We start from the raw sequence: 23093 nt of genomic DNA on the forward strand, positions 1-23093 counted from the left end.
ACCTTCTCTATTCCTGCATGACCTCTATGTGACTCTTGAATACAGCTAATGCCGAGACGATTTGCTTACTGATCTCTGGGCTCGCTGCGATGCCGGCCTCATCCATTCCTTTAGCGAGCAGGTTCACAGTTATCGACGCAGGCTCTACAACTACCGCGGACATGGTGTTCAGCACCAGCCGAAGCGCCTCCTGGGCATGACTCGCACGAGGTGAAGCGTTAAACAGTGCAACCGGCTTACCCGGAAATTCATGGCTCGCCACTAGCCAATCCAACGCATTCTTGAAAGAGCCAGGTATTCCACGAGCATACTCAGGACACGAAATGAGGATGCCGTCTGCCTTGCCTATCAAAGCCCGTAACTCTGCGACGATCTGAGGCGGTTCATCGGCCAGGTCCGGATCGAAGTGAGGTAATTGACCAACCGCCAGGTAGTGCTTGATCGACACCCCGTCAGGACTCAGCGCCTCAGCCGCACGCAGTAGTGCGGAGTTAGAAGATGCTGCGCGAATGCTTCCGGACACCGCTAATAATTGGACCATTTGTAAACATTCCATTCCCTAGTGAGATGGCGCAGTGTCGCATACATGAATCAGGGCCAGCTTCGACACGACAGAAACACTGTCCGGTAGGCGCGTTCGATTGCCTCCCAGTCGGGTTGCTTGGTTGTCATGTTAATTCCTTACTGATCGCGGGCAACTCGCAGCGCCCGCACCTTGCCGCCGGTGTAGATATCCCGCTTCATCGCAGCACGCACTGCGTCCTCTGCGCTTGCGCCCATATCCATTGCGGCCAGGGCATATGGGGCGCCACTGCCAATGGCGTCAGGGTTGGACGGGGCGAGCTCCTGCTTCCAGATGCCCGTCTTGTCGTCGTGGCCGACCATCAGCAGCTTTCCGCCATCGACGGCGTAGCCAGAGCACTCCACAGCGACAAATGGTCGTCACTCAGCTCACCATGATGTGGGTTTGTGCGTGGGCGTGCCCGTGAAGCTCTGCAACGACCAGACCCTGGGGCAGGCCAGCAGCCTTGGCAGCATCTACCGCCTTGGCGATCGCGTTATCCAGATCAATGAGAGCCGTATTGATTTCAGGTCCCATTGATAGGGCATGGTGCAATCGAACTACGGCACCCGTGTTAGAGCTTGGCGTTTTCGCGACGCATCGCTCACACCGACCGCACGCGGTACCCAACGCAAGATCGCCCTTGCAAACCGGTTTCGTGCAACCACTGCTCATGCTTTTCTCCTTTGCCGCGTGTCGCGACACGATTTGATTGATTCGCGAAACGTGTCGCGACTTACGCTGCAAGCAGCAGCTGTTTGTTGAACAGCTCGCGGATCTCGCCAAGCCTGGTCATAACCAGCGGCTCACCCTTCAAGTGGATCAGGTGAGCCAGCTGGTGGACGATCCCCTCATCCGACAGGACAACGCTCGACGGCAGCTCCTTGAACCAGCACACGAACACTGCGCAGTGCAGCGCCGCGGGCAGCTCCCTCAGGAAGCGCTTGTCGGTCATGCCGGCGAACCGGGCGTGCTCCTCGCGTAGGTCCTGGTAACTCGCGGAGTAGTGGTTTCCGCCGATGATGTAGTCCATGGGCCTACTCTGCCTTTCGACTCGGCAGCTTGAAGTCAGCGAACCGATCAGCCAGTTCAGCGATCTTCTTCACACCAAGGAAGCCGATGAACACGCCAGCCGGAGTGGCGAAACTCTGCGGCAACCCGAAATATTCGAGCAGCGGTATCAGCCCGATGGTGATCAGAGTACAGAGACAGGCCTCGAGCAGAGCCTGGCGCCGAGTCCCGCCGCCGTAGATGATGCGTAGCGCACCCACTACGAACGACAGCGCACCGGCATAGATCGTCGGCGCGTGCTGGCTCAGCCACGCAAGGACGAGCAGCCAGGTATCTGGTTTATCGGGCATGTTCGGCATCTCGATTTCCTCCCGGTCGGGAGTTGATGAATTAAAAAGGGTCTGCGTTGGCCTGGGCATAGCCCAAAAATGAAAAAGCCCGCTCAGTGGCGGGCATATGGCTCCGTGCTATCGTCGTGATCCCTACAATCGCGACAACGGATGGAACCATGGCAAACTTTATCGTCACATTTCGATTCAAGTCAGATTCAAGCTACCAAGAACGCTATGACGGATTCGTCAAAAAAGTTCAGGAAATAGCGACAACATATCCCTGGCCGGAGACATCTTCATTCTTTGCGTTTGAGGCAAATGAAACTGCCGATAGCCTTGCCAGCCGGCTATGGCTTGAGACCGGCTTCGATACGTCGAAAGACATAATGCTGGTTGTCGACGTGAAAAACCGAAGCAAGACAACCAAAGGAAAGATTGAATACCCAACACTTCTTGATCAAGGGCTAGGCTTCTAACCCTAGCGACCTTTCGAGCTCAGCCAGCCTGTCTTCGTAACTCTTCAGGCTGGCCTCGTTCAGTGCGAGCCATTCAGCCGTCTTCTGCACACGACCTACTGCCTCGTCATGCATCTTCTTCACTTCGGCCAGCTTGGCTTCCTGCGCGATAACCGACTCAACAGCCTGGCGGTACTTGCTCTTCATGCTGTGCTCCAGAAATGAAAAAGCCCCAGCGAATGCTGGGGCCCTGAATAGGTGCGCGCATCTTTCTGCAGCCCGCCAAAGCAGTACCGATAACGACAGGACACTTCCGCTGATGACGCACGCAATAGCTATACGAGACGTGGGGTCATCTCGCTCTTAACTGATCGTACGGAATCACTAGGCCCATTTGACCCCAGCCTTGAGGCATAACACTGTCATTTGCATGCGCGGTCAGGGTTCTCTCTCTGCAGGTAATGCAATAGCCTGCAACAGTTGGTTCATACCCAAAAACCTTGATGATTAGCTGGATAAGCTCAATGCGAAGGCGGACCATGTCACCTTCAGGATCGGTCCAGCCCTTACCAAGGCCAACCATGAATTTAGTTGCTTGTCTTTGTTTTTTGAACCATTCGCGGAAGTTTGTTAACGATGCTTCATTCCATCGCGGTGGGTTACTTGAAGTATCCATGCAATTAATTGTGTTGTAATGAGCAATAGCCATTCGATTCGATGTATCGAAACCCACCACAGCAATACAATTGGCAAGTCCACCGGTGCCCACCTCCCCGTTAGCGCTTGCCAAATTGGACAATCTGTCATATCCAGCAGCTTCCATTGCTTGTACCTCCTTTGATTGGAACAACAAGCATAGACGCAGAAAAACATACGTAGCACATGTGTTTGCCTGGCCAGCCCTGCCGAGCACACTGGGTTGCCAGTCTTACTTTCTTACGGTTTCCGACGCCCAGGTCTTCCCGAGGGCTGCCCTGGCTATAGGTGAAGTTGAGGCATAAAAAGCCCGCTCTAGGCGGGCTTACATGATAAAGATGGTAGCTTCACTTAGGGCTAAACTTTCCGATGATAAATCCTTCAACCGAAGACAGCTTTCCTCTCCATAACGCTCCCTCCTCTACAGGAATGGCGCCGTCGGGCGTGTGCATCTTAGCGTCTCTGAGATGCACAAACTGAGCGGGCAACAGCACCCCCTCAGGAGGTTCTGAATGCCACGACAGGAACGAGCGCCTCATTTCCTCACTACCGTTGAGGCTACGAGTGCACTGTTCAGCAAAGAGCTCCCAGTATCGATCTAGAGGAATTACCACCCCGGAAATAAAGCCTGCGCCAATTGACAGTGTCACACCGATCTCTGCTTTAACGTTGTTGACCAGATCGACGAGCCGCTGGAGCGCCGGATCCACCCCGCGACCTTCCCATTCAAGCTTCGTGAAGAGGTTCTGATTGAATGTTTCCTCAATCTCTTCTTCAAACCTCTTGGCGTCGTCATTCATCCCTGTAGTCTCCGAGTGAAAGGAGAACAAGGTATATAGTGATAGCTAAATAGCGGCAACAAAAAACCCGGCTCATTGGCCGGGTTTTCTCTGTGGTGTCGTGCTGAGAAGCTGAACACCGTGCCATAGAATCATACCGTTATCCGTACGGAAAGGACTTTTAAGCAGCCTCTGCCGATTGATCCAAAGCCCCATCAATCCAGCCGACGCCGGCTTTGATTAGCTCCCAGGCCTTGCGCTCTGACATGCTGTTTTCCCTTCCAATACGGTTGGCTGGCCATTTAGAGCCGAAGTAGAGCCAGACGAAATCCCCCATCTGCTGGTCGCGCTTGATTAGCCGCGCAAGAAGCTGGTCAACCACGAGAGCAACATCGTCGGTAATGACGTACGCCTTCATACTTTTCACAGGATTCCTCTGACTCATTACCGCGGCCAACTGAGAAACGTATCCAGGAACACCCATCCCATCCATGCGCCACCATCCCCACTGTTCAAGCAGATACTCAGTATCACCAAGAGGCTTATCGAAATACGTGCGCTTTTTCATGCAGCTCTCCTCGGGGCTGGATCGCTCAGCCCAAACAGATCCCGCAACAGCCGGTCGGCGGGCTTGTTTTTCGCGTTACCCTCAATCAGCCAACGCTGACCAAAATAGTGGAAACCGATCTCAGTACGAAGGCCATGCCAGGTCGCGACCATGTCCAGCAGGTACGCCAAAGCTGTAGGCCCTCCGACTTTCACTTTCGCCAACTCTTCGCCGGCGATCTTCAAGAACTGGCGCTCCAAGCCACTCATACTTTTGCGCGGCAGCGCCGCGGTAATATTGCTCATTCGTAGTCCCCACTATCGATATGAATTGCGTAGAGGTTCATGCGGATACCTGCAGATCTGGGCGTTGTTCTGGCTGACCTGAATAGTTCACCCACTGTCGAGGTTTATGGCCCTCGTGCTCGAGGTACTGGGCAGATGCGGCATCAAACCAAAGCGGAATCTTCTCCTCGACTCCAGTGAGACGCTGCTTACTGATGATCATGTGCACGTCTGCTTGGTGGTCGTGAGTCTCTTCACCAGCCTTCTGCGCTTCCTCTTTTTTCTTGTTTCGCCAGACCGTGATCACATTGTCTGCAAGGTCAGTGAGAATCGCGCCGCCGCGGACATCCAGCTTTCCTGGAGCTTTGCATTCGTCATCAGCCTTACGTGGGTGGGCCACAAGGTGAACGTGGACACCCATCTCATGAGCAAACCCCACCAAGGCTTCCATCGCCTGTTTCTGGCCGTTGTAGTCGTCCTCAGCCATACCAAGCTTGGCCAGGCTATCCACGATGAACTGACTGACTCCGTAACGCCTGGCCGCATAGCGAAAGGTATCGATCAATTCAGGCGTTTTCGCAGATCCCACCTGGTTGTAGATCCAGAGCCTTTCAGCAAGCGAATCGAGAATCGCGTTGATGTAACCTCGAGACGGTGAATTCATTCCCGCGGCCTGACGAACCATGCGCTGCAAAGTTCGTTTGGCAGGCATCTCCATGGAGGCGATACAGAACCTCTCACCTTGTCGCATGCCATGGAACGCCAGGTAGTTCAGCAACTGCGACTTGCCATGGCCGCTCCAACCAGTCCAAACGGAGACTTCACTGCTGCGAAAGCGGATGACGTCCAGGGACTTTTTCCACGGGACAGTCATTCCGGAAACAGTCGGGTTTCGCTCGAAAAATTCAGCGCAAACATCATCACGAAACTCGAGAACGCCCAGCAGCTTTTCGGGGTCGAGGCTCTTCGCTTTTGCGTAGCAATCGTCAATGTCTTCACGGCTGTAAAACAGGCTATCCAACGCGACATTAAAATCCTTACAACCTAAGTCGACGATGCGGCAACGTTCACGCCCAAGGCGTTTTACGATCTCCTCAGTTGCCTGCTTTCCTGCTTCGTCATTGTCGAGGCACAGATAAATCGTATCGAAGCGCTGCAGGTTTCCGTACTCGTGTTCGATCCACCCCTGCTTGGCCCCTGTGCCACCACCCATGGGAACTGAGAGTGCAGGCCGTCCGTACTGCCATGCCGTCATGGCGTCGATTTCTCCCTCAGTGATGGTCACCTCGCGGGTGTCGGCCGGAATTGTTTGCCAGCCAAACAGACATGGCTCTGAATCCTTGGCAGCGAATATTTTTTTCTTCCCACCTTCGCGATCGATGCCCAACGTCTTCCAGTGAACCAGCCCACCATCACGCAGAAACGGGAACACGATGTCTCGCCCCCTCTCGCCGATCTTGAAAGCCGCAATCGTGTCCTCAGTCAGGCTGCGTCCCTTCAGGTACTCCATAACCGGAGAGTCTTGCTTTGGTGTCACACATTTTGGACGCTCAGGACGTGCATAAACCTTCTTCGCCGGAGCGGCCAGCGACGGTTCTGCTAGACCCAGATAGGACCTAGCTTCAGTCAGTGCTACGCGCAGGTCGCAACTGCGAACGGAGCACCACAGGTCAAGCAGATCGCCCGTCTCACCAGTGGAGAAGTCGCACCAGATACCAGCCTTATCGCCCTTGAGACAGACACCAAGACTCTTACCCTTTTCGCCATTGGTGCTGCCCACACGCCACTCGGAGCCTTCGCGCTTACCGGATGGAAACAGGTGGTGGCATACATCAGCGACACGATCAGCCAGCCGGCGGGCCACTTCGGAGGGCGTCATAGAAGCCCTCGCTTACGCATGTATTCAAGCGTGTAGCCGGTGCACGGATCGTGAGTTTCAGAGCTCAATACTCGACGCTTTTCTGGGGCAAGGCCGTTGTCGTCAGGGTGGTAGAAAAATCCAGGCTGCAGCGGCCCTCCCTTGGCACGGAACGGAACGACCTGAGCACTGCTGAGTAATCCTGCATTGACGAGCCATTCGATTTTCACAGTTTGCCAACAACGCTCAACCGCCTCACCGAGTGCGGACTCCGGTTTGCACCCTTTGGTCTCCGCCTCGGCCAACACGGCCAGGATTCGACTCCATGCCGTTTGAGTCAGCGGCGCACGCTTCGCCTTTCGGATTTTCAAGAAGTCCTTGGCAACCTGCTCGCTCAGGCCTGGCACTGTGGAAATCATTTCCTTCACACCGACCAAATCTTTCGTTTTGGCGCTTGCGCCAATCTCTTCAGGTTTACCTTCCAGGTTTAATTCCTGTTTTATAGGTCTGTGTGACCCTACCCTCAGGTCTGTGTGACCTGACCCCTCAGGTCTGTGTGAACCCACCCTAGGTTCACTGTGAACGGGGTAGGGTCTGTGTGACCCTACCCCCCTGTCGAGTAAAAGCAGGTATTGGTTTGGGATTTTCACCCCCTCAACAGACCGGTTTTCGACAACGAGATAGCCATCCTCCTCGAGCTGTTGAATGGCACGTTTAACGGTCGACTGGCTCATACCGCAGTCTTCCGCCAAGCGCTTGTGCGAGGGGTCGCAACGACCTGTGTCGTGGTTCGTACGGTTCGCCAGCATCAGCAGAACAAATTTCTCCCGAGTTGGCAGCTTTTGCTCTACGGCCCAGGCCATTGCTTGAAAACTCATGCTCTCCCCCTCCCCCCTTCAGCAGCCTGCTCACGAGCCTCTTTGACGAGAATGCTTACGTGAGCCATGAACACCTCATGGAGCTCGGGGGTGAGCCGGATAACAGGCTCACCTTTATCGGGATCACAGATCAGTACGACGCCATCTGTGACTTTGAGCTGGTAGGGGTAGCTGGTGATCGTGCTCATACAGACTCCTTGTTCGCCTGCTTCTCCAGCAGGCCCTGCAGTTCTTCTGCCCGATACATCAACTCACTACCAACGATCCGAAGCCCTTCAGCAATCCCACCTACGGTGTAACCATTGAGGATCTTTTCGACAGAGCAAGGAGCCTCTGCTGCCAGGTCGAGAAAGAGACGGCCAAGAGCGTCGACGAAGTAGCCTGTGGAGCGCATCGACTCGGCCTCATCAGCGATGCGTTTCAGGGGTAGGTTTTGCCGGCTCATTGGTTGTCCTCCTGCTCCGATGGTTCAAATCGGGCTTCTCCAGAGCGCATAGCCCGAAGACCAAGCACAGCCGCTCTTGCCACCGACTCTGCGAAACCAATTTCCAGACAGGTGCATCGCCCCGCCATACCCGTGATCGCGAACTCAATTGCGTAAAAGGCTTCCGTCTCGTCAAATGCCGCCAACGCACCTATCTCTGACTCAAAGAAACCAACCCCTTTCCCCCAATCAGCTGTTACCCCAGGGTTGTTGCGCGGCCAGTTGATCATGCGGCCCTGCTCATCGCGCGACGTGAAACTCAGGTCGTCACGCGTACGAGTTGGCGGAAAACTCACTGCCATTAATGAGCGAACTTGTTCACTACGGATTGCGTGTGCCATTATTAGGTGCCTCTTCGAGATGTGTTGTCCTGGTTGCACAGGACGATTGATGAACCCGGTTCCCGCCGGGTTTGTTGCTTTTTGGACCGGGCGAATCTCATCATCCACCCTTTTGAAATAATGCAAGTCCTGCTCTGCCGAGCTGTTTCTGATGGGCAATCTCATGGTCACTGATGCGTTGAATCAGTTGAGTATCAGCGCCGTTTAAGAATTTCCTCGGCCCTTGCTTAGGCCGCCTTCACCGACTCCTCGAGCACCAGCAAACACTGCCGAACATGGCCGATTTCTTTCTGGATTCCCGCCTTCTCGATCTGAGTGACACGGCCATCAGCCATAGCGTCGTGAACTGCGCGAGAGACATCGCCTGACTCAGCTGCCAGGTGCACCAATGCCTGAACCAGGCTGACCCCTTCCGGCCTCACCTGAGGCACCAGCACATAGCCCAGGGCACCGGCCAGAAGCTGCAGTGGCTCAGGGTTCTTGCTGTGCACCAGAATCTGTAGAAACTGCTCCAGGTTCAGCCGGTGCGAATCGTCGTTTGGATTGCTGCGATTGAGCAGCGCGGTATGGCTCATGCCCATCAGGTGAGCCAACTGCTTAGGCCCCGCTTCCAGCACTGCCTCATGAATCGCGCGGTGTACTTGTTCCATTCGGGAAACCTCTTTGTGGTTGTCGTGGCAGTGCTTTCGCTTGGTGAGCACAATGGGCTCACCACCGCGGGAAGACTTTTAATCAAGTTTAAAGATTGAGTTTCAGAGCCGTTTCCAACCGTTTCAGGCAGCTGACTGCTTGGCCTCAGCCAATGAGTTCCGCAGATACGCCCAGTCAACATCAGGTCTAAGCTCCTCACAGGTCACCGCCCTCCCCGACTCGCGTTCAAGCTTGATCGCAAGAGCTGGATTAGCTCGGCGTACGTTGTAAGCAACCTGCTTGAGTTGGCCCACGCTGGTATCGCAACGCTTAGCCAGGGCATCCAGCGAAACGGCGTCCAGGGAGCGCATGAATTCGATTAGCGTCATGGTCATTCTCCTAAGAGCCCTAAGATTACTCTTTGCTAATTCAATAAACAATAGCAATTTATAATTTACTGTTTGCTAACGCAGGGACACTATTCGTCTATGGATATGAAAACCCTTCGGGTCGAAGCGCTGCGGCGTGTCATCGGCCCACTCAGCCAGAAAGACTTCGCCGACCAGCACGATCTGGACGCTTCCTATCTGTCCCAGATCCTCAACGGGCATCGCGGCCTGGGCGAGAAAGCTGCGCTCAATCTCGAGCAGAAGATCGGCTTGGCGCCAGGTGTCCTGGTCAACCCGAGTGGCTACGGCTCAAACCTCATCGAGGGAGAGTTCACCCGCCATGAAGTTCGAGATCAGCCATCCCCTGCCTACAAAGCCCTGCAGCAAACCGCCTCGCCCAGAGCGATCGCCGTGATCGAAAAACTGGCCAGAGCCGCGGCAAAGGGCAAGCTCAAGGAGTCTGACTTAGTGCTGCTGGAGGGCATCGCAGGCCTGCTTGAGAAGGCCAACGCCGAAAAACCTTAAGCCAGATGCAAAAAGCCCGGCACTAGGCCGGGCTTATGGATAATCAACGCTTCAAACAGTGTTAAAACGCTCGACCATATCAGGGAAACGCTGGACCAGCTTAATCAGCAATGCTGCCTGGGCATTCGGCTTTGACTGCTCCCAATTCTTCAGTGTGTCCGGACTGGTGCGAATTTTCCTGGCGAACACTGACTGTGCCCTCCATCCCGTACTGACGAAGAATGATCTTCCCCTTCCGGTGCTCGCCCATCTCCTCCACACCTTGCATCAGCTCAGCGAACAGATCGCGCTTTTTCATTTCCCACCTCGCTCTCTCCAGTTCTCCACTATGGGGTGAGAAGAAACGAAAAAGCCCAGCGGGCAGGCTGGGCTTCTACTGGGTACTCAAAAAACTAGGCGCCTGGTTTTTTGTTACTACCAGAGTCACCAGTGGACAGTGAGCATTTGATTTTTGCCGCGTGTGCAACCACCTCACGCTGAGAGGCGCTTGCCTTATGAAGCACCTCCCTGAAAACCTCACGCTTGGTTTCATAGGAGGCATTACTGAAGAAATCAGCCAACAGGCTAGAGTCTTCGGTGTCAGTTTTACGCATGACGATCAGCCTCAGTCAGTAGCTCAATGAGCTGCTGGTAATCATAGGTCTCAGGAATTAGGGCGTCAATCTGCTCCACAGTTACCCCTTCCTCATAGAACTCCTCGGCGCAATCAGTGTTTTTTACAAGCAAATCTATGTGCAAATCCTGCCCATAGGACCGCCTCAGCTCAACAATATTCCTCCGCACCGCCAGGTACTGTTGAGCAAATTTTTCCATGGGAATATTTCTTCCCTCAGTTATTTCTCGCGCCTTCACAAACTCCCAGGCGAGCTCTGGGCGCTGATAGACATACATTACTTGGGCCACTCGGTTCCCATTCAGAACCCTATCGATATTCCGCTTTGCTACACCAAGGTTCGACATCGTCCCATCAAGGATGAACGAAACACGCTTTTCAAAAGCTCTGTCCAAGACTTTTTCGAGGATTTTTGTCACAGCACGCTGGAAAAGATAAGAGTTTCCGCCTGAGTACCCTGGAATAAGCTCTCGGAAGTCGTCAGGGTCAATTCGCAATACTCGACGTCCCCCAACCTCCTGACGCCCCTTCTCCAGAGCCTCCACCATTGCCTTGGAAACCTCTGTTTTCCCTGCACCAGGTGAGCCCGCCATAAAAACAGTGAGCGGAGCACGCTCAGGGATAAAAACATCGGTATCGACAATTTTCTTTGCGAGAGGACGACGGTGTGCAATGGCGAACTGAAAAGCCGCTTCTTCTAACTCTATTTCTTCAGGGGTCATTGGGAACTCGAAATCCGTTTTCCAAAAACTAACATTTAGCCCCGCCCTAAACCACACAGCTTTGGGACAAAGCAAAGAGCCCGGCGCTAGGCCGGGCTCTCTTCTCTACTACTCAAGCAAGTCCGCTTCCCTGCTCTGCCACATGGCCTGCAGCTTGGTCAGCCCCTTGCCGGTGATCAGCGTCGAGCACGTTGGGATCGTGCCCTGAGTCGGATGATCGAAGGTACCCAGCTTCACATCGAGCAACCCGGCCTCGATCTTCGCCTGGTACGGCTCATTGGCCCTGGTCACCCAACCTTTCTGCCGCATGAACTGCAACAACCTGGTACGGCCAGTACCGATGATCTTCGCAGCCTGGGCAGCGTTGTACGTCTTGTGTGACACCACAACCATGTCGTGGAAGGCCACCTTCGGCGCGTCCTGCTCCACCTTCACTTCCAGAAGATGGTTCTCTTTGGTCAGCTCAGTGTTGTCAGCCTCCAACGCGACAACCTTCGTCACGTTTTCGGTGAGCAGCGCCAGGAGAGTTCGAGGATCACTGAGTGCCGCGGCGTAGTCGAAAGCCGGCTTGGCTACCTGCTCTTCCAACTCTTGCCAGCGGTCGACCAGGCGCGCTGTGAACTCAGGGCAGAGCTGCGCGACGACAATGAAGCTGTCGCGCTTGCAAACGTGGTAGACGGATTCAGTCCGCGGCCGGCCAATCGAGTCACGGAATTGTTCATCCCCCATTGGGGGTTGGACGATTACACCGCGCTCTACCAGGCGATCGATGGATTGTTTGACCTTGTCATGGCGAGAATCCACTAGATCGGCGATCTCGCGAGAGGACATGGAGCTATGCGACACACCTTGTTGAGGCTGAAAATGTGTCGCGATACCGAGTGGCTGACTATGTTGGCTGGAGGAGATATTCATTGACCTTTCTCCAAGCCTTCTTGGACCGAGTCGATTACGGCCTTCGCCGAATCTACTGCTCGGTAAAACGACCAAGCGTTGATTGGCGGTATGGAGTCTCTCCCCATTGCCATGAACTCGAGCTGCCCTTTGAGCTCGCTGAGGATGCAAGACGCCTCGCCAAGCGCATCTATTACAGAAATGCCTGAGCAAACAGCGAACAGTTCCTGACGCTCGCTATTGCAACGGGTGAATGAACTCTCAACGGTGACCGGCACCTTGCTAGCGCCAGCATTGAGTTTTTCGGTTACTTCGGTATGCTTACCCATGACGATTTCTTCCTCGAAGTTGATCTCGTTTCCTGAAGTCCTGACGACTCTCACCTCGTCGGGACTTCTTCGTTTCAGGCTATTGCCTGCTTGCTTTGAATTTCCCGCCACTTGAAACCCTCCTCAATCAACAGTCCAAGCTCTGCGTTCAGGCTTCGACGATGAGCTACCGCGGCCTCTCTTGCCTTTGTCTTAAGCTGTTCATCAATTCTCAAGCTGAACGGGGCCACCTTGTGCACATCTTTCATATTTTGCTCCTTGTCGTTTGTGGACTCATATTAACTCACAACAAAAAAGAGTCAAGTTAACTCATTGAGTCTTTTTGATTCATTTCGCATACTGCCCTTAATACAAAATTCAGGTCAGTCATGAACGATCGACACGCGATATCTCCCTATCCCATACGCATGCCGAGCGAGCTCCGTCAGCGACTGGACGAAAGCGCCAGACAAGGCTCTCGCTCTTTGCATGCTGAGATTATTTCCCGCCTTGAAGAAAGCTTCGCATCACACCGCGCCAAACCAATGGGTATGGGTGAACTCGTTGACACCTTGATAGAAATAGGTCGGCAAAAAGGGCTTTCTGTTGAGGTGAGCATCAGACAAGACGATGAAATTAATGACGACAACAACCCTCCTCCAATGCGGATGACGACCAGCATCAACAAAGACGCTCTGCTCATGGGTCTTCATGAGACTCATCGAATGAAGGATGGGAGCCAAGCCAATGAGAAAATCGGCGAAGCACTGAGGCGAGCATTCCAAGCACTTGGAGAGCTTGATCAAATGGTTGGTTTTACTGCTGCCCCAAAGGGCCCCAAGCCTCGGAAGCGTTATCCAAAGGAATAACCCCATTCCTCTCAGCTATTCTCAAAATTCCTGTGTGTCCTAGGCACTCCCCTCATTGTCATACGCTGCCCCACCCACTCTTGGACCTCAGCCAAAACGAATCCGACAGGCGAGCCACGAGTATTGGCGTTACTTAGAGGAACAGGCCGTGGAAATGTTGGATCGGCTTTCAAGCGCTTGTAGATCGTTGAACGCGCTAGGCCTGTAATCTTCTCGACCTCAGGCATGCGAATGATGATGTTGGCTGGCTCTAATAGAACTTGATCTTTCAATTCGGACATATCTGTTTCCTGCCATTGATTGGGACTGGAAACAGATTGAGGCTCAAGGTCTGATGTCAGACAGCCCTGACATACTGACATGACACTATGTCAGGTTGTTGGTTAGCTTTTAGGAAGATCGTCAGGCTTGATGGCCGCGGCCAACTCGGCGAGCTTCCGAGCATTCTCTCCAGTGCGAGCAGCCAGGAATGTTGCTACCGTCTTTTGAATACCATAGGGGGCCGGCTTGGATCTATCGTGAGCCACCCAGTGAGCGAGTGCTGCATCACGCATGGCTTCTAGCTGTTTAGTGGCGTAGGGAAAGGTCAAACCAGTAGATGATTTCCCGTGCTGGTTTTCGGGTTGTTCGCGACCATGAAGCTTCCGCACCTCCTGTGTCAAAGCTTTAAAGGCTTTATCATTAGCGCGCTTGCTCTCGCTCAACTCTGTCAGTTGCCGATCCAAAGCTGCAACCATTCGCTCAGCCTGTTCTGCACGCTCTTGCATGCTCCTAAATTCTTCATCGTCATGCACAAGCATGTTTCTAATGTCGACTAGAGTTCTTTTGCCGTCCTCAGCACGTCGCTTTAGAAGCTCGGCTTCGACAGCCTCTCGAGCGCTTTTTTCCTGCTTGAGTTGCTGCCTCAGATCTTCTAGCCGAGCTGAATCAGGTTGCTCGGGAGCATCTGTAATCTTTGCAGCTAAGGCCTGAATGTCAGTAGGTTTGAAATACAACGGAAACCCTTCCTCATCCTCAGTAATCGCCTCCCAATATTCGTAATCAGCTCTAATGGCTATTTCACGATCTAACGGGTTTGGCTCATATCTGACGCCTTCAAGGCTGAGACTGCGTTTTTCAGGTTTCCCATTTTTTTTGTCAGCCTTTCTAATGGTTTCGGTGCCGAGAACTAGCTGGAAGCCGCGCCCGATTACCTCTACTTCGTGACCTTCGTCATTGATGTAATGGCCAGCTAAACCGAGCGCCTGAATGTAAACGTCACACTGCTTTGAGAAGACCAGCCTCGATAACTCTTTCTCACCTATTGGGGATCCAGTGAGAGTGCTGAGCCAATCCACAGCCTGCGCCATGTCGAGCCAATCCAGAAGACGATAAATACGTTCCATTTCTACGCCCTCCCAAGCGCTCAGTATCGAAATAGGTTGATGGATCAAACGGTGGGGGCCCGCTCTCTGTTCAGTCTGGCTAGGCCAAACAAGGTTTGAACGCTCACACACTGTCTATCCAACCAGCAATAGCACTCAGTCTATCGCCAGTTAGCAAAAGGTAACAGCCAGCGCAGCACAGCCCAAGGACACAGCCAGGATGCCGTAATGGCATGAGCCCATGAGGTGGGTTATCGTCAACCAACACCGAGCAATGATCATCAGGGAAGGAAAAATGGGGCTGTTCACAAAATGGAAGCTCGCCCGATACCTCCGTATTCAAGAAAGCGAAATTTCGTCCTTCATTGCCCAGCTTAGCCAGATGGACGCTGATGAGATTGGCCTAGTCGTGGCGCTTGCGGCAGACACTCGGAATCGATTGGAGGACGCAGGCTTCCTTCTGAGTGATCCAATTGGGGCTTACACAGTTCAGCCGGAAACCCCTTCAGCTCTCAATAGGATGATCAGAACCCTCCAAACCGAAGGACGCCTTCAGGAGGCCGCGGCAGTGATGGTTTGGCTTCATACTTCACGGGTCGGCGCACGGCTAGAGCTAAGGCTACTGGCAAGACAAATGTGGGGGCAACTTGAGCGAGGTTTTCCTCATGCCGAGGAGGCATCAATGGCACTCATGAGGATGCTCTTCCGACCGATTCGACTAGATGGTTACGACCAGTTTCCGAAAGGCCTTTCCCCAGATCCCCTATGACGCAAACACTGCGCACCAGGGAAAACACTGACTGGGGCTATGGCGGGGTGACCCCGATCGATTAAAGGGGGGTGAAGGCTTTCTAGAAACACTGGATTTAGGTTCCAGCGCCGCAAGGTGTAAGAGTTCGAGTCTCTTCGTCTGCAGCACCGATCAGAGCGAGCCTCAGCAAGAGCCACACGATCCTAAGCCGGAGACTTCGGCCTCGCCAACGACACCCAACTCAAACTGCGACAGCCACTTCTCCAAGCGCTCCATGACTTCAGGAGAGTCAGTGCACTTGTGACCAGGCCCAGCCTTTATGATCAGTTGCAGACTCTCAGGCAGATCACGGGCTTTACTACCGAAGTACCAGAACGACTTCGCTATCAGGACGTTCTTACCACTCAAATCACGATCCATATGTGAGCAGTCATGATGATCGCTTTCCCGCTGGAACCAATCACCCTCCTCGTCCTTGAAATACAGATTGTCTCCTTGACGACTTGCATCATCTCCACTCACTGAAGGCCGCTTGAGGACGTACTGTGGATCCCTACCGTACTCCTCGAGCGTCAGCACCTTATCGATCTTGGCGGCGTATACGAGCTTGCCTCTCAGGCCACGAGAAGCCGATCCCGTACCAACTAACCAGTCCCCCATTTTTGCTGTGCGCCGAATTACAGGCTTACAGGTGGCCAGAGTTAGAACGCCTCCATAGGGATTCGGGGCAAAGCCAGTGTCGTGGGTGATGACATAGCCGTAGATTCGAGTCATGAGTGGTGCTCCCTGCTTGCCCCTAAAAGAAGGAACCTGCTGTACCCGTTGCTAATGGTGTTACAAACACTCCGAATGATACGGTCGTTCTCCTCGCCCCGCCTGCAGAGATGAGAGCATGGCCGCACTCGAAAAGCGTCATCCCCGTGAGTCGTTCACTAAAAAGCTGATCCGGATCTGCCAGAGGCTTGATGAGCACTCCATCCGTAGCATCACACACAAGCACATTTACCGTGAGTTCACTTGTGAGCTCGAAATCACATCGATCTGGGTTGTGGGGTCCTACGCCCGTGGCGCAATGACGTGTGGTGACCTGGATCTAGTTATAGGGCTGCAAAATAAAGGTGTCGTACCCTCAACTAGGAGCTGGGCCAAGGCCTTCTTTGGCTCTCCGTCTCTCGTGCGCTACTACCCTGGCAATCCGAGCGAGAACGCATCAGGCGTGGCCTTCCCTGAAGCAATCCTGATCTGGTCAGGCCCAGGATCTGATTGGAAAGCCGCGATCGATGCAATCAAGCCAGACATCCACGCCGGCAGAGCTGCTCGCGAAACAGACGCTATCCCGCTGCGAGATGAACAACTGCGCACCTACCATAACGAGTATCACATCGCGGTTGATATGCAACGTGACGGACTCTGGGAGTGGAAGTTTGTAGAGATCGGGAAGCAGATGCTCACCCCGATTCCATCCGAAGAAGTTGCAGAAGATGAGCGGTACTTAATGCGATGCGCCTCGATGATGGGGCGCAAGTCTCAGGAGCTGATCCCGGCGATTATCAAACTGATGAGAGAACAGGAGCCATCCGGGGCATGGTCTTCTGCAGACAGTCATCGATCGAAGTTTAGGTGTGGTAGCTCTGAAGTGCATCTAGGGCGCCCAGCCCTCCCCATCGACTTCTTCGACTACTCGCCGTGGGTCCGCCAGTTGATCCTGATCCCCCATATCAGCGCCAGAGGACCAAATGGAGCCTGGATTATTCGCCGCGGCCCAAAGCATTCGGATCACCAAGCACTTGAGGGGAAGCACGCCTACTGCCTCATGAGCTCTGGGTGCCCAGATACCATTATCTATTGTGATCGTTCCCAGTACTGGGCCCCTACAGCAATAGAACTTCTCGCGACCCGTGAGGAGGCTCAGGACCTCGCCGCTCAGTATGTTGATGAGGATGAATTCGAAGCCCCTGAGGTAGGGAGCGCCGAAGGATGCGATTTGTTTTCCCTGCTTGGGCTTGTGGACATCATAGACGTCGGAGGCGAACAACTGGCTATGACATACGCTGGATCTTCCTACCTGGAGACAGACATTATCTCCCTTGAGGAGCTGGTTGCCGCTCTCCCCTCAACCTAAAGCAAAAAGCCCGCTCAGTGGCGGTGGAGCGACTTTCGTCTAGGGGGAAGAGAAAGGCATTAAATGTGGGCAATTAGTTACTGCCGATATCCACTCTCATCTATCAGGACCGGGTACCTGCCTTCATCGATCAATGAACGTAGCTGTTGTGAACTACTAGATTGTCTGGACGCAATCTCGTAATGCTGCTTAAGCAGCAGAAGCTCCATCTACTGGTAACTATACTGCTTATCGACATAAAGGCGCCCTTGAGGTGCTGCCTGTTAAATAACTCTAATGCTAGGGCCTAATGTTTTTTAATTGTTGCAGGAAAGAGTACCTGCAATAGAGCCCATTGGCAAAGCACAAAAACAATCATCACCCTCTCTCATCCCATTTGGAAGAACCCTCATTGGACAACTCCCAGCTTGAGTGTCGCATTGAGGTCTTTCACAGGCGCCGCATTCGCTATCTATTGTATAGGAACTTTTATTTTGAAAAACGAGACTCAAAACCCGAGAAAAATTGCAGCGTGGAGCGTCGTCCACCTCTTCATCACAGTTCTCCTTTATGATAGAGCGGCCAGAGCCTTCTTTTTTCATTGTAATCATTTCCTTAACATTGCAACTTGCATAGCTAATACTGGAAAAGGAAAGTATAAGTATCAGGATTAAGCTCTTATGAAACATGATTGCGTCCTTATAAGAGTTAGATTCCGGACTTGCAAGTCGCTGTTATTGTCGAAGTGTAGGTTCTAGGGCTGCCGGTGGCCTTGGGACATGTCTCACTTGTAATTGAAATTAGTTTATCTCCGCACATCCTTGTTAGCTTTGGCCGTGCATCCTGAGTTGCTTGGTCGCAACCCTCATTTTGCATTTGCTCATCAGTAGTGTAATTACTCCTAATTAGTGGCGCGCTACTACCTGTGACACTGACCTTAATTGGCTCGAATCTAGCGTTATCCATAAACTGTTGTATGGTTTTGCTTACACAGTCCACATAGATTTGAAAAACTGGGCCAATATACTCATCACTTTTCACTTGCCCTAGAGCCCCAGTGAGGTCTTTCTTTGCGACTTCAGTTTCAGCAGTAACTGCAGCCTCCTTCCAGCTTTTAATTGCGGCGTCGACTTTTACCTTCGCTGATGCAGATTCAATATTTCCTGCGCCACATAGACGTTGTATTCCTAAAATCTCCTCCTCAGTAGGTAACATTGCCGAATTCGCCGTTCCTTGAAACAAATACCATCCAGCAATAATTGTTGAGCTTATAAGTACTCTTAATGCTGTCATGATCACTCCTCCATGCTCGATAGCTTTAAGCTTCTGTGCTTTAGGTGAACGCTAGATCGGTGTTTGGCATTGTCAAGCCTTAAGGAACAGATAGGAGCCTTCACCAAGCGCGTGAAGGTGAATTCTGATGCTTGGCGTACCTCTATACCTAGGCTCTGGAAGGCAAGAAGAGCGTGTAAATCGATAGGAGGCCCACGAGAGTGAGCGTCGTGATCTTTCTGTTCATTTTTCGCCCTCTGCACAGAATGATGTACTGCATTGGAAGGTAGGGAAGAGAGAGTATCGAACTGGCCTTCTGGTGAGAGGCAAAAATGGAAAAAGCCCGGCGCTGGGCCGGGCTTTGGGAGTTATTTCTTACCTGGCAGCAATTCCGGCCTGTACATGCCGGCGATGGCTTTAGCTTCTTCTGTTCCACCTCTCAAGACCTTAGCCTTGGAAAGAATATACTTTGGAAATTTTGTCGGCAGATACTCCTCTCTGAACCAGTTTCTGAAGGTAGGAAGCGCCGCATCAGGATATGCGAAAGGGCGCTGTGGGTTGCTCATTGATTGGGGGTAATAATTTGGGTAATTATGCTCGTACTCTGTCCTTTCGCCGTAAAGCTCAGCCAGGCTATTTTCTCTCCAGTATTTCCCCCAAGTAATACCTACACTGATATCCGGGATCGTCTTATCGTTCACTGGCAAGTCTGCGTTAATTAGGTCCACAGCTAAGCCATTGATTTCTGAAAAAATAGTGAAGTGCCCGATAGGGGCCGTATTATTTAAAATGGAAACCCTGTCATTATGGTATTTCCACTTGTCTCCTGGAGTATAACCGAGCGAATCATAAATAAAGCGCTGCAAACCATATGTAGCAAATCTACGATAATTGTCAGACGCTGACTTACTTGGGGATCTGGACTCAAAAGCGTAATACTCCAATACTGCCATGCAGACTATATCGGGATACGCATAGTGAGGACTCCCGTCTCTTACGGTCTCAATATACAGTTTCCGCTCGTTGTATCCTTTCTCATTAAGGTATTGCTTAATGAAGGAAATCCGGTCTTTCGAGAGGACGACATCATCGTAGTGCTCCTCCCACTCCTGCGTTATGTCCTGTATCGCGCTACGGGGGGCGCCTGCTACAAGCGCTAAACCACGTTGAGTTAGAAATGGAATGCCATTTTCTAGAACCCCCATCTCGACGCCATTGACGTCGCGCTGGATCTCCACTCCTAGGTCGAGCGCGAACTGTCTTGGGGTGGCCTTCAATAAACCCTTCATTTAATCTAACTCCTTGAAATAGAAAGAAATATAGGCGGCCTTCAAGCTCGCTTTTTAGCGAGCGATCCTATCGTAGTATTGCTTTAGAGACACGGCTACCCTTCATCTTATCCGCGCACGGCATAGAGCTGGTTCAGCACTATCAGCTCAATAACAGCCACCATCACGCAGAATGCAACAAAGCCTCGCGTGAAGACCCTGCGAGGCTTTTCGTAAGGCTGGAGATTAGCAAGACCGCCGAGAAGGTCGGATAAAAATCGAGCAGCCCCATCAACCATCAGCCTCACTATTTATGCACCCAGCCTTCAGCTGGGGCGTGTACGTTTCAATGAAGAACCCTGCGGCTCTCTCCAATCCTTATCCGATCTAGCGCCCGGTTTAGTGCGTCCAGGGCGTTAAGCAGGGCTTGCGCCTCAGTCTCTCGCCCATCGCCCCAGAGCCGCTCAGCCATTTTGTTGAGGGCCTGGATTGATCGCTCGATATCAGCAGCAGTCGCTGCTTTGGTATCTGCCGGCTGTTTCTTTGCCATTCAATAACACTTCCGCGGCGCTGGATGATCAGCGCGAACAACGCATTCAGAACATAGGTCGCCATCAAGCCTGACAGCCTTGAAGCAGGCCCCAACACGAATTCTTCGATACGAAATTTAGCACCATTACTTCGCCACTACGATTAGCAACGTCCCTGCCCTGCCGAGCTCAAAAATTAGCAAATTAAAATTTAGCAAAATGCATTGCATAAAAATTACATTATGCTAATTTAGCTAAACGCCAACCAAGGCGCTGAACCACCCCATCCATTTTTGCGAAAGCCAACAACGCGGCAGGCCCTCGGCTTGCCTGGAGAAAAGCATGCCTACATCCACGACCCCTTCTCAAGGGAATGAGTTCGCCAACCTTGGCGCTCGCCTGATTCGCTTCGGCCAGGCGCTACAAGAAGGCTCGACAACCGTCGGTGAACTCACCTCCCTGGCAGCAGCATGCGGTATCAGCTTCAAGCTGAAAGCTACTGCGGAACAGGGAGAGCCCCAGAATGGCTAGAACACTCCTTCGGGTCCGAAGTAAGGGAGTGGCCTTCTACCTGAACTCTGAAACCTCATCCCCCAATACCGGGCACCGGAATCGCTACCGCCTGTTCAAGACGGAGAACTACGGCCGCGAAAAGTCGGGCTGGATTCAAGTGGGTTCGATTGCTGGTAGGGAGTTGATGGCGATTCAGGGAGAGACAGCCTTGCTCGAAGCTTGTGAGGCGCTATTCAGCAGCAAGAAACCTCACCGCTATGACCGCCATGGTGCGATACGTGGCAAACCGGGCAAGTGGGAGGGAGAGGCATTCCCTTATCGGATGGACATGCCCATCAGCAGCTCAGGAGGAGTCCGCCACAGCCCACCGGAAAGTCGACGGATAGTCAGGACAACGGACTGGGCGAACGACTCAACGATAGCCGCGCGCAACGCCGGTAACTATCAGAGCTTTCCAAAATTCCCGCGCCCGAAATCTGAATTGGCGCTCGTCCCGGCCAGCACATTCGCCCCTTTACAAGTGCGCTGGGCCGGTCGAGCGGCGCAACTCTACAAACTGTCGCGACAACTGTCCCGAACACAATTCTGAATAAACCTGAAGCCTGCTGACCGCGGGCGAGGACACCCCATGGCAAATGCCACAGCAGCCAAGGTCACCAGTATTCAGCCGCGCTTCATTCGCTTCGGTGATGCGCCTGGCTACCTCGGCATGTGCAAGGACGAATTCAACAAAACGGTCAGGCCGAACGTGCGCGAATTCCCGATCGGGAAACAGGGCGTTGGCTTCGACCGGATCGAGCTCGACGAATGGGCAGACGCCTACATCGAGAGCAAGTCGATTGAAAAAGCAGCCAATCAGGACAACAATCGGCCTCGCAGCGAGCGCCAAGGAGCAACACAATGGCGCGAAAAACGATCTCCGGTCTCTACCAGAAAGGTGGCATCTGGCAAATCGACAAGGTCTTCCGGGGCGAGCGACTTCGAGAAAGCACTGGAACTGGTGACCGGCAAGAAGCAGAGCAGTACCTGATTCACAGGCTTGAAAAGTTACGCCAGGAGCGCGTTTACGGTATTCGCCGTACACGCACCTGGGAGGAAGCAGCGACGCGATTCCTGCTTGAGTACAAGGACCAACCCTCAATCAAGCTTTCGGCACACCACCTCACGCACCTTCATCCCTATCTGAAGGATCTGCCGTTGACTCACATCGACGACCAGGCACTTGAGGAGTTTGTGGCTGATCGATTGAACGGGATGGTTCTACCGTGCGGTAAGCAGCTGAAGCCAGTTGCACCTCGCACAGTGAACATTTCCATTGAGCGGGTGATCCGGATTCTGTCGCTTTGCGCAAGAAAGTGGCGGGATGAAGAGCGCAGGCCCTGGCTCGACTCGGTGCCGATGCTGACAAAGCTCGATTTGAAGAAGAAGGTGCGGCTGCCCTACCCAATGACTTGGGACGAGCAGTCGATCCTCTTTGGAGAGCTGCCGACGCACCTGCAGAAGATGGCCCTGTTCAAGGTGAACACGGGTTGCCGGGAGCAGGAAGTCTGCAAGTTGAGATGGGATTGGGAAATCCAGGTACCGGAACTGGGGACCAGCGTTTTTCTGATCCCTTCCGACTTCGGCGGCCGTAACGAGCGATCCGGCGTGAAGAATGGCGACGAGCGCCTGGTGGTGCTCAATGCCGTGGCCAAATCGGTTATCGACAAGCAGCGCGGCATCAGTAGGGAGTGGGTTTTCCCCTACAACGGAACCGCGATGCATCGCATGAACGATTCGGCCTGGAAAAAAGCACGGGCGAGAGCGGCGAAACTCTGGCAGGAGGAAAACCTTCGCCCCGCTCACCCAGGGTACGCATCCATCAGGGTGCATGATTTGAAACACACGTTTGGTCGTCGCCTTCGGGCGGCAGGCGTAACCGAGGAAGATCGCAAGGCCTTACTCGGCCACAAGAACGGCAGCATCACCAGCCACTACTCCGGCGCGGAGCTTGAGAAGCTGATCGACGCTGCAAATAGGGTATCAGCCACGGACTCACGCGGGCCTGTACTGACGATTTTGAAGAGGAGGACAGGATGAAGTCCCGAAAATCTCCCCACAAATGAAAAAGCCCAACC

Annotated in this window: 36 protein-coding genes and 1 pseudogene; 8 read left to right on the forward strand and 29 right to left on the reverse strand. The window is 53.1% G+C overall.

What is annotated here, in order from left to right:
- Window positions 1-7: 7 nt before the first annotated feature.
- The 5 genes from AC07Y9_RS00295 to AC07Y9_RS00315 all read right to left on the reverse strand — a co-directional run bounded on the left by AC07Y9_RS00295 (window position 8) and on the right by AC07Y9_RS00315 (window position 1932).
- Complete coding sequence (locus AC07Y9_RS00295; protein WP_102680175.1) at window positions 8-541, reverse strand: NADPH-dependent FMN reductase; 534 nt, start codon at window positions 539-541, stop codon at window positions 8-10.
- A gap of 140 nt (window positions 542-681) precedes the next feature.
- On the reverse strand, window positions 682-885 hold the full coding sequence (locus tag AC07Y9_RS00300; RefSeq protein ID WP_309475357.1) for a hypothetical protein: 204 nt from the start codon (window positions 883-885) through the stop codon (window positions 682-684).
- 61 nt (window positions 886-946) lie between these two features.
- Window positions 947-1099 carry a hypothetical protein gene (locus tag AC07Y9_RS00305; RefSeq protein ID WP_173679786.1) on the reverse strand — a complete coding sequence of 51 codons (153 nt, stop codon included), beginning with the start codon at window positions 1097-1099 and terminating at the stop codon, window positions 947-949.
- 199 nt (window positions 1100-1298) lie between these two features.
- Complete coding sequence (locus AC07Y9_RS00310) at window positions 1299-1595, reverse strand: hypothetical protein (RefSeq protein ID WP_102680176.1); 297 nt, start codon at window positions 1593-1595, stop codon at window positions 1299-1301.
- A gap of 4 nt (window positions 1596-1599) precedes the next feature.
- Entirely contained in the window at window positions 1600-1932 is a 333-nt protein-coding gene (locus tag AC07Y9_RS00315) for a phage holin, lambda family (RefSeq protein ID WP_041983323.1), read from the reverse strand.
- A 149-nt stretch (window positions 1933-2081) separates the two neighbouring features.
- On the opposite strand from AC07Y9_RS00315, the gene AC07Y9_RS00320 reads away from it, so the two are divergent.
- Window positions 2082-2381, forward strand: a complete 300-nt coding sequence (locus tag AC07Y9_RS00320; protein WP_102680209.1) for a hypothetical protein — start codon at window positions 2082-2084, stop codon at window positions 2379-2381.
- Here the strand turns inward: AC07Y9_RS00320 and AC07Y9_RS00325 are convergent.
- The 12 genes from AC07Y9_RS00325 to AC07Y9_RS00380 all read right to left on the reverse strand — a co-directional run bounded on the left by AC07Y9_RS00325 (window position 2370) and on the right by AC07Y9_RS00380 (window position 9246).
- Complete coding sequence (locus AC07Y9_RS00325; protein ID WP_102680177.1) at window positions 2370-2567, reverse strand: hypothetical protein; 198 nt, start codon at window positions 2565-2567, stop codon at window positions 2370-2372. The genes AC07Y9_RS00320 and AC07Y9_RS00325 overlap by 12 nt on opposite strands.
- 145 nt (window positions 2568-2712) lie before the next feature.
- Entirely contained in the window at window positions 2713-3183 is a 471-nt protein-coding gene (locus AC07Y9_RS00330; RefSeq protein WP_146021772.1) for a hypothetical protein, read from the reverse strand.
- A gap of 220 nt (window positions 3184-3403) precedes the next feature.
- Window positions 3404-3856, reverse strand: a complete 453-nt coding sequence (locus AC07Y9_RS00335) for a GvpU-like protein (protein WP_102680178.1) — start codon at window positions 3854-3856, stop codon at window positions 3404-3406.
- Window positions 3857-4016: 160 nt separating this feature from the next.
- Entirely contained in the window at window positions 4017-4403 is a 387-nt protein-coding gene (locus tag AC07Y9_RS00340) for an antiterminator Q family protein (protein ID WP_102680179.1), read from the reverse strand.
- Entirely contained in the window at window positions 4400-4687 is a 288-nt protein-coding gene (locus tag AC07Y9_RS00345) for a hypothetical protein (RefSeq protein ID WP_102680180.1), read from the reverse strand. Before AC07Y9_RS00345 ends, AC07Y9_RS00340 begins: the two co-directional genes overlap by 4 nt.
- A gap of 37 nt (window positions 4688-4724) precedes the next feature.
- On the reverse strand, window positions 4725-6545 hold the full coding sequence (locus AC07Y9_RS00350; RefSeq protein ID WP_102680181.1) for a bifunctional DNA primase/helicase: 1821 nt from the start codon (window positions 6543-6545) through the stop codon (window positions 4725-4727).
- Window positions 6542-7402, reverse strand: coding sequence for a helix-turn-helix domain-containing protein (locus AC07Y9_RS00355; protein WP_102680182.1), 861 nt, complete (start codon window positions 7400-7402; stop codon window positions 6542-6544). Before AC07Y9_RS00355 ends, AC07Y9_RS00350 begins: the two co-directional genes overlap by 4 nt.
- Entirely contained in the window at window positions 7399-7590 is a 192-nt protein-coding gene (locus AC07Y9_RS00360; protein WP_102680183.1) for a hypothetical protein, read from the reverse strand. Before AC07Y9_RS00360 ends, AC07Y9_RS00355 begins: the two co-directional genes overlap by 4 nt.
- Entirely contained in the window at window positions 7587-7847 is a 261-nt protein-coding gene (locus AC07Y9_RS00365; RefSeq protein ID WP_102680184.1) for a hypothetical protein, read from the reverse strand. The genes AC07Y9_RS00360 and AC07Y9_RS00365 overlap by 4 nt, the downstream gene beginning before the upstream one ends.
- The gene (locus tag AC07Y9_RS00370; RefSeq protein ID WP_146021773.1) at window positions 7844-8392 is read right to left on the reverse strand and encodes a hypothetical protein; all 549 of its coding nucleotides are present in this window, start codon (window positions 8390-8392) and stop codon (window positions 7844-7846) included. The genes AC07Y9_RS00365 and AC07Y9_RS00370 overlap by 4 nt, the downstream gene beginning before the upstream one ends.
- Window positions 8393-8454: 62 nt before the next feature.
- Window positions 8455-8877 carry a phage regulatory CII family protein gene (locus tag AC07Y9_RS00375; RefSeq protein ID WP_102680186.1) on the reverse strand — a complete coding sequence of 141 codons (423 nt, stop codon included), beginning with the start codon at window positions 8875-8877 and terminating at the stop codon, window positions 8455-8457.
- A gap of 123 nt (window positions 8878-9000) precedes the next feature.
- Window positions 9001-9246, reverse strand: coding sequence for a transcriptional regulator (locus AC07Y9_RS00380; RefSeq protein WP_016704879.1), 246 nt, complete (start codon window positions 9244-9246; stop codon window positions 9001-9003).
- Between the two features lie 99 nt (window positions 9247-9345).
- Here AC07Y9_RS00380 and AC07Y9_RS00385 point away from each other — a divergent pair, with 99 nt between their 5' ends.
- Entirely contained in the window at window positions 9346-9771 is a 426-nt protein-coding gene (locus AC07Y9_RS00385; protein WP_102680187.1) for a helix-turn-helix domain-containing protein, read from the forward strand.
- Between the two features lie 51 nt (window positions 9772-9822).
- Here AC07Y9_RS00385 and AC07Y9_RS00390 read toward each other — a convergent pair.
- The 5 genes and pseudogenes from AC07Y9_RS00390 to AC07Y9_RS00410 all read right to left on the reverse strand — a co-directional run bounded on the left by AC07Y9_RS00390 (window position 9823) and on the right by AC07Y9_RS00410 (window position 12577).
- A pseudogene (locus tag AC07Y9_RS00390) lies at window positions 9823-10069 on the reverse strand (helix-turn-helix domain-containing protein).
- Window positions 10070-10356: 287 nt separating this feature from the next.
- Window positions 10357-11106 (reverse strand): zeta toxin family protein, encoded by a 750-nt coding sequence (locus AC07Y9_RS00395; protein ID WP_102680189.1) that lies wholly within the window; start codon window positions 11104-11106, stop codon window positions 10357-10359.
- Window positions 11107-11214: 108 nt separating this feature from the next.
- Complete coding sequence (locus AC07Y9_RS00400; protein WP_102680190.1) at window positions 11215-12021, reverse strand: phage antirepressor KilAC domain-containing protein; 807 nt, start codon at window positions 12019-12021, stop codon at window positions 11215-11217.
- The gene (locus AC07Y9_RS00405; protein ID WP_102680210.1) at window positions 12018-12329 is read right to left on the reverse strand and encodes a DUF3077 domain-containing protein; all 312 of its coding nucleotides are present in this window, start codon (window positions 12327-12329) and stop codon (window positions 12018-12020) included. The genes AC07Y9_RS00400 and AC07Y9_RS00405 overlap by 4 nt, the downstream gene beginning before the upstream one ends.
- Before the next feature lie 74 nt (window positions 12330-12403).
- The gene (locus AC07Y9_RS00410) at window positions 12404-12577 is read right to left on the reverse strand and encodes an Arc family DNA-binding protein (protein ID WP_146021774.1); all 174 of its coding nucleotides are present in this window, start codon (window positions 12575-12577) and stop codon (window positions 12404-12406) included.
- 120 nt (window positions 12578-12697) lie between these two features.
- Between AC07Y9_RS00410 and AC07Y9_RS00415 the strand changes: the two genes are divergently transcribed.
- Window positions 12698-13177: an Arc family DNA-binding protein gene (locus tag AC07Y9_RS00415; RefSeq protein ID WP_102680191.1), complete on the forward strand. Its 480-nt coding sequence runs from the start codon at window positions 12698-12700 to the stop codon at window positions 13175-13177.
- Between the two features lie 11 nt (window positions 13178-13188).
- Here the strand turns inward: AC07Y9_RS00415 and AC07Y9_RS00420 are convergent, their stop codons facing one another.
- The 3 genes from AC07Y9_RS00420 to AC07Y9_RS00430 form a co-directional block, all read right to left on the reverse strand.
- Complete coding sequence (locus AC07Y9_RS00420; RefSeq protein ID WP_371858220.1) at window positions 13189-13539, reverse strand: helix-turn-helix transcriptional regulator; 351 nt, start codon at window positions 13537-13539, stop codon at window positions 13189-13191.
- A 21-nt stretch (window positions 13540-13560) separates the two neighbouring features.
- The gene (locus tag AC07Y9_RS00425) at window positions 13561-14562 is read right to left on the reverse strand and encodes a hypothetical protein (RefSeq protein ID WP_146021775.1); all 1002 of its coding nucleotides are present in this window, start codon (window positions 14560-14562) and stop codon (window positions 13561-13563) included.
- Between the two features lie 913 nt (window positions 14563-15475).
- Window positions 15476-16066, reverse strand: coding sequence for an Nmad2 family putative nucleotide modification protein (locus AC07Y9_RS00430; RefSeq protein WP_102680194.1), 591 nt, complete (start codon window positions 16064-16066; stop codon window positions 15476-15478).
- Between the two features lie 118 nt (window positions 16067-16184).
- Between AC07Y9_RS00430 and AC07Y9_RS00435 the strand changes: the two genes are divergently transcribed.
- Entirely contained in the window at window positions 16185-17414 is a 1230-nt protein-coding gene (locus tag AC07Y9_RS00435) for a hypothetical protein (protein ID WP_102680195.1), read from the forward strand.
- A 296-nt stretch (window positions 17415-17710) separates the two neighbouring features.
- Here AC07Y9_RS00435 and AC07Y9_RS00440 read toward each other — a convergent pair whose 3' ends face one another.
- From AC07Y9_RS00440 to AC07Y9_RS00455, 4 genes are all read right to left on the reverse strand, one after another.
- Entirely contained in the window at window positions 17711-18082 is a 372-nt protein-coding gene (locus AC07Y9_RS00440; RefSeq protein WP_146021776.1) for a hypothetical protein, read from the reverse strand.
- 19 nt (window positions 18083-18101) lie between these two features.
- A complete protein-coding gene (locus AC07Y9_RS00445; RefSeq protein WP_146021777.1) occupies window positions 18102-18686 on the reverse strand; it encodes a hypothetical protein in 585 nt (194 codons plus the stop codon).
- 347 nt (window positions 18687-19033) lie between these two features.
- Window positions 19034-19954 (reverse strand): BstA C-terminal domain-containing protein, encoded by a 921-nt coding sequence (locus AC07Y9_RS00450; RefSeq protein ID WP_102680196.1) that lies wholly within the window; start codon window positions 19952-19954, stop codon window positions 19034-19036.
- Between the two features lie 325 nt (window positions 19955-20279).
- Window positions 20280-20483 (reverse strand): hypothetical protein, encoded by a 204-nt coding sequence (locus AC07Y9_RS00455; RefSeq protein WP_102680197.1) that lies wholly within the window; start codon window positions 20481-20483, stop codon window positions 20280-20282.
- A gap of 322 nt (window positions 20484-20805) precedes the next feature.
- Between AC07Y9_RS00455 and AC07Y9_RS00460 the strand changes: the two genes are divergently transcribed.
- Genes AC07Y9_RS00460 through AC07Y9_RS00475 form a run of 4 tightly spaced genes read left to right on the forward strand, consistent with a single transcriptional unit; the run spans window position 20806 to window position 23055 of the window.
- Window positions 20806-20994, forward strand: coding sequence for a hypothetical protein (locus tag AC07Y9_RS00460; protein WP_102680198.1), 189 nt, complete (start codon window positions 20806-20808; stop codon window positions 20992-20994).
- Window positions 20995-21022: 28 nt separating this feature from the next.
- Complete coding sequence (locus AC07Y9_RS00465) at window positions 21023-21565, forward strand: hypothetical protein (RefSeq protein WP_256580958.1); 543 nt, start codon at window positions 21023-21025, stop codon at window positions 21563-21565.
- A gap of 39 nt (window positions 21566-21604) precedes the next feature.
- Window positions 21605-22006: a hypothetical protein gene (locus AC07Y9_RS00470; RefSeq protein ID WP_256580959.1), complete on the forward strand. Its 402-nt coding sequence runs from the start codon at window positions 21605-21607 to the stop codon at window positions 22004-22006.
- Entirely contained in the window at window positions 21928-23055 is a 1128-nt protein-coding gene (locus AC07Y9_RS00475; RefSeq protein ID WP_256580962.1) for a tyrosine-type recombinase/integrase, read from the forward strand. Before AC07Y9_RS00470 ends, AC07Y9_RS00475 begins: the two co-directional genes overlap by 79 nt.
- Window positions 23056-23093 lie beyond the last annotated feature (38 nt).

This window comes from Pseudomonas sp. GW456-L12 (assembly GCF_059424045.1).

Excerpts from the sequence above, each read along its gene's own strand:
- AC07Y9_RS00340 (WP_102680179.1), bottom strand. The coding sequence starts at position 4,403 with ATGAAAAAGCGCACGTATTTCGATAAGCCTCTTGGTGATACTGAGTAT.
- AC07Y9_RS00470 (WP_256580959.1), top strand. The coding sequence starts at position 21,605 with ATGGCAAATGCCACAGCAGCCAAGGTCACCAGTATTCAGCCGCGCTTC.
- AC07Y9_RS00400 (WP_102680190.1), bottom strand. The coding sequence starts at position 12,021 with ATGAATATCTCCTCCAGCCAACATAGTCAGCCACTCGGTATCGCGACA.
- AC07Y9_RS00350 (WP_102680181.1), bottom strand. The coding sequence starts at position 6,545 with ATGACGCCCTCCGAAGTGGCCCGCCGGCTGGCTGATCGTGTCGCTGAT.
- AC07Y9_RS00440 (WP_146021776.1), bottom strand. The coding sequence starts at position 18,082 with ATGTTTCATAAGAGCTTAATCCTGATACTTATACTTTCCTTTTCCAGT.
- AC07Y9_RS00365 (WP_102680184.1), bottom strand. The coding sequence starts at position 7,847 with ATGAGCCGGCAAAACCTACCCCTGAAACGCATCGCTGATGAGGCCGAG.
- AC07Y9_RS00435 (WP_102680195.1), top strand. The coding sequence starts at position 16,185 with ATGGCCGCACTCGAAAAGCGTCATCCCCGTGAGTCGTTCACTAAAAAG.
- AC07Y9_RS00380 (WP_016704879.1), bottom strand. The coding sequence starts at position 9,246 with ATGACGCTAATCGAATTCATGCGCTCCCTGGACGCCGTTTCGCTGGAT.
- AC07Y9_RS00320 (WP_102680209.1), top strand. The coding sequence starts at position 2,082 with ATGGCAAACTTTATCGTCACATTTCGATTCAAGTCAGATTCAAGCTAC.
- AC07Y9_RS00385 (WP_102680187.1), top strand. The coding sequence starts at position 9,346 with ATGGATATGAAAACCCTTCGGGTCGAAGCGCTGCGGCGTGTCATCGGC.
- AC07Y9_RS00355 (WP_102680182.1), bottom strand. The coding sequence starts at position 7,402 with ATGAGTTTTCAAGCAATGGCCTGGGCCGTAGAGCAAAAGCTGCCAACT.
- AC07Y9_RS00360 (WP_102680183.1), bottom strand. The coding sequence starts at position 7,590 with ATGAGCACGATCACCAGCTACCCCTACCAGCTCAAAGTCACAGATGGC.
- AC07Y9_RS00315 (WP_041983323.1), bottom strand. The coding sequence starts at position 1,932 with ATGCCGAACATGCCCGATAAACCAGATACCTGGCTGCTCGTCCTTGCG.
- AC07Y9_RS00325 (WP_102680177.1), bottom strand. The coding sequence starts at position 2,567 with ATGAAGAGCAAGTACCGCCAGGCTGTTGAGTCGGTTATCGCGCAGGAA.
- AC07Y9_RS00375 (WP_102680186.1), bottom strand. The coding sequence starts at position 8,877 with ATGGAACAAGTACACCGCGCGATTCATGAGGCAGTGCTGGAAGCGGGG.
- AC07Y9_RS00410 (WP_146021774.1), bottom strand. The coding sequence starts at position 12,577 with ATGAAAGATGTGCACAAGGTGGCCCCGTTCAGCTTGAGAATTGATGAA.
- AC07Y9_RS00370 (WP_146021773.1), bottom strand. The coding sequence starts at position 8,392 with ATGAGATTGCCCATCAGAAACAGCTCGGCAGAGCAGGACTTGCATTAT.
- AC07Y9_RS00395 (WP_102680189.1), bottom strand. The coding sequence starts at position 11,106 with ATGACCCCTGAAGAAATAGAGTTAGAAGAAGCGGCTTTTCAGTTCGCC.
- AC07Y9_RS00345 (WP_102680180.1), bottom strand. The coding sequence starts at position 4,687 with ATGAGCAATATTACCGCGGCGCTGCCGCGCAAAAGTATGAGTGGCTTG.
- AC07Y9_RS00430 (WP_102680194.1), bottom strand. The coding sequence starts at position 16,066 with ATGACTCGAATCTACGGCTATGTCATCACCCACGACACTGGCTTTGCC.
- AC07Y9_RS00295 (WP_102680175.1), bottom strand. The coding sequence starts at position 541 with ATGGTCCAATTATTAGCGGTGTCCGGAAGCATTCGCGCAGCATCTTCT.
- AC07Y9_RS00415 (WP_102680191.1), top strand. The coding sequence starts at position 12,698 with ATGAACGATCGACACGCGATATCTCCCTATCCCATACGCATGCCGAGC.
- AC07Y9_RS00420 (WP_371858220.1), bottom strand. The coding sequence starts at position 13,539 with ATGTCAGTATGTCAGGGCTGTCTGACATCAGACCTTGAGCCTCAATCT.
- AC07Y9_RS00310 (WP_102680176.1), bottom strand. The coding sequence starts at position 1,595 with ATGGACTACATCATCGGCGGAAACCACTACTCCGCGAGTTACCAGGAC.
- AC07Y9_RS00460 (WP_102680198.1), top strand. The coding sequence starts at position 20,806 with ATGCCTACATCCACGACCCCTTCTCAAGGGAATGAGTTCGCCAACCTT.
- AC07Y9_RS00455 (WP_102680197.1), bottom strand. The coding sequence starts at position 20,483 with ATGGCAAAGAAACAGCCGGCAGATACCAAAGCAGCGACTGCTGCTGAT.
- AC07Y9_RS00405 (WP_102680210.1), bottom strand. The coding sequence starts at position 12,329 with ATGGGTAAGCATACCGAAGTAACCGAAAAACTCAATGCTGGCGCTAGC.
- AC07Y9_RS00300 (WP_309475357.1), bottom strand. The coding sequence starts at position 885 with ATGGTCGGCCACGACGACAAGACGGGCATCTGGAAGCAGGAGCTCGCC.
- AC07Y9_RS00305 (WP_173679786.1), bottom strand. The coding sequence starts at position 1,099 with ATGGGACCTGAAATCAATACGGCTCTCATTGATCTGGATAACGCGATC.
- AC07Y9_RS00425 (WP_146021775.1), bottom strand. The coding sequence starts at position 14,562 with ATGGAACGTATTTATCGTCTTCTGGATTGGCTCGACATGGCGCAGGCT.
- AC07Y9_RS00330 (WP_146021772.1), bottom strand. The coding sequence starts at position 3,183 with ATGGAAGCTGCTGGATATGACAGATTGTCCAATTTGGCAAGCGCTAAC.
- AC07Y9_RS00445 (WP_146021777.1), bottom strand. The coding sequence starts at position 18,686 with ATGACAGCATTAAGAGTACTTATAAGCTCAACAATTATTGCTGGATGG.
- AC07Y9_RS00335 (WP_102680178.1), bottom strand. The coding sequence starts at position 3,856 with ATGAATGACGACGCCAAGAGGTTTGAAGAAGAGATTGAGGAAACATTC.
- AC07Y9_RS00450 (WP_102680196.1), bottom strand. The coding sequence starts at position 19,954 with ATGAAGGGTTTATTGAAGGCCACCCCAAGACAGTTCGCGCTCGACCTA.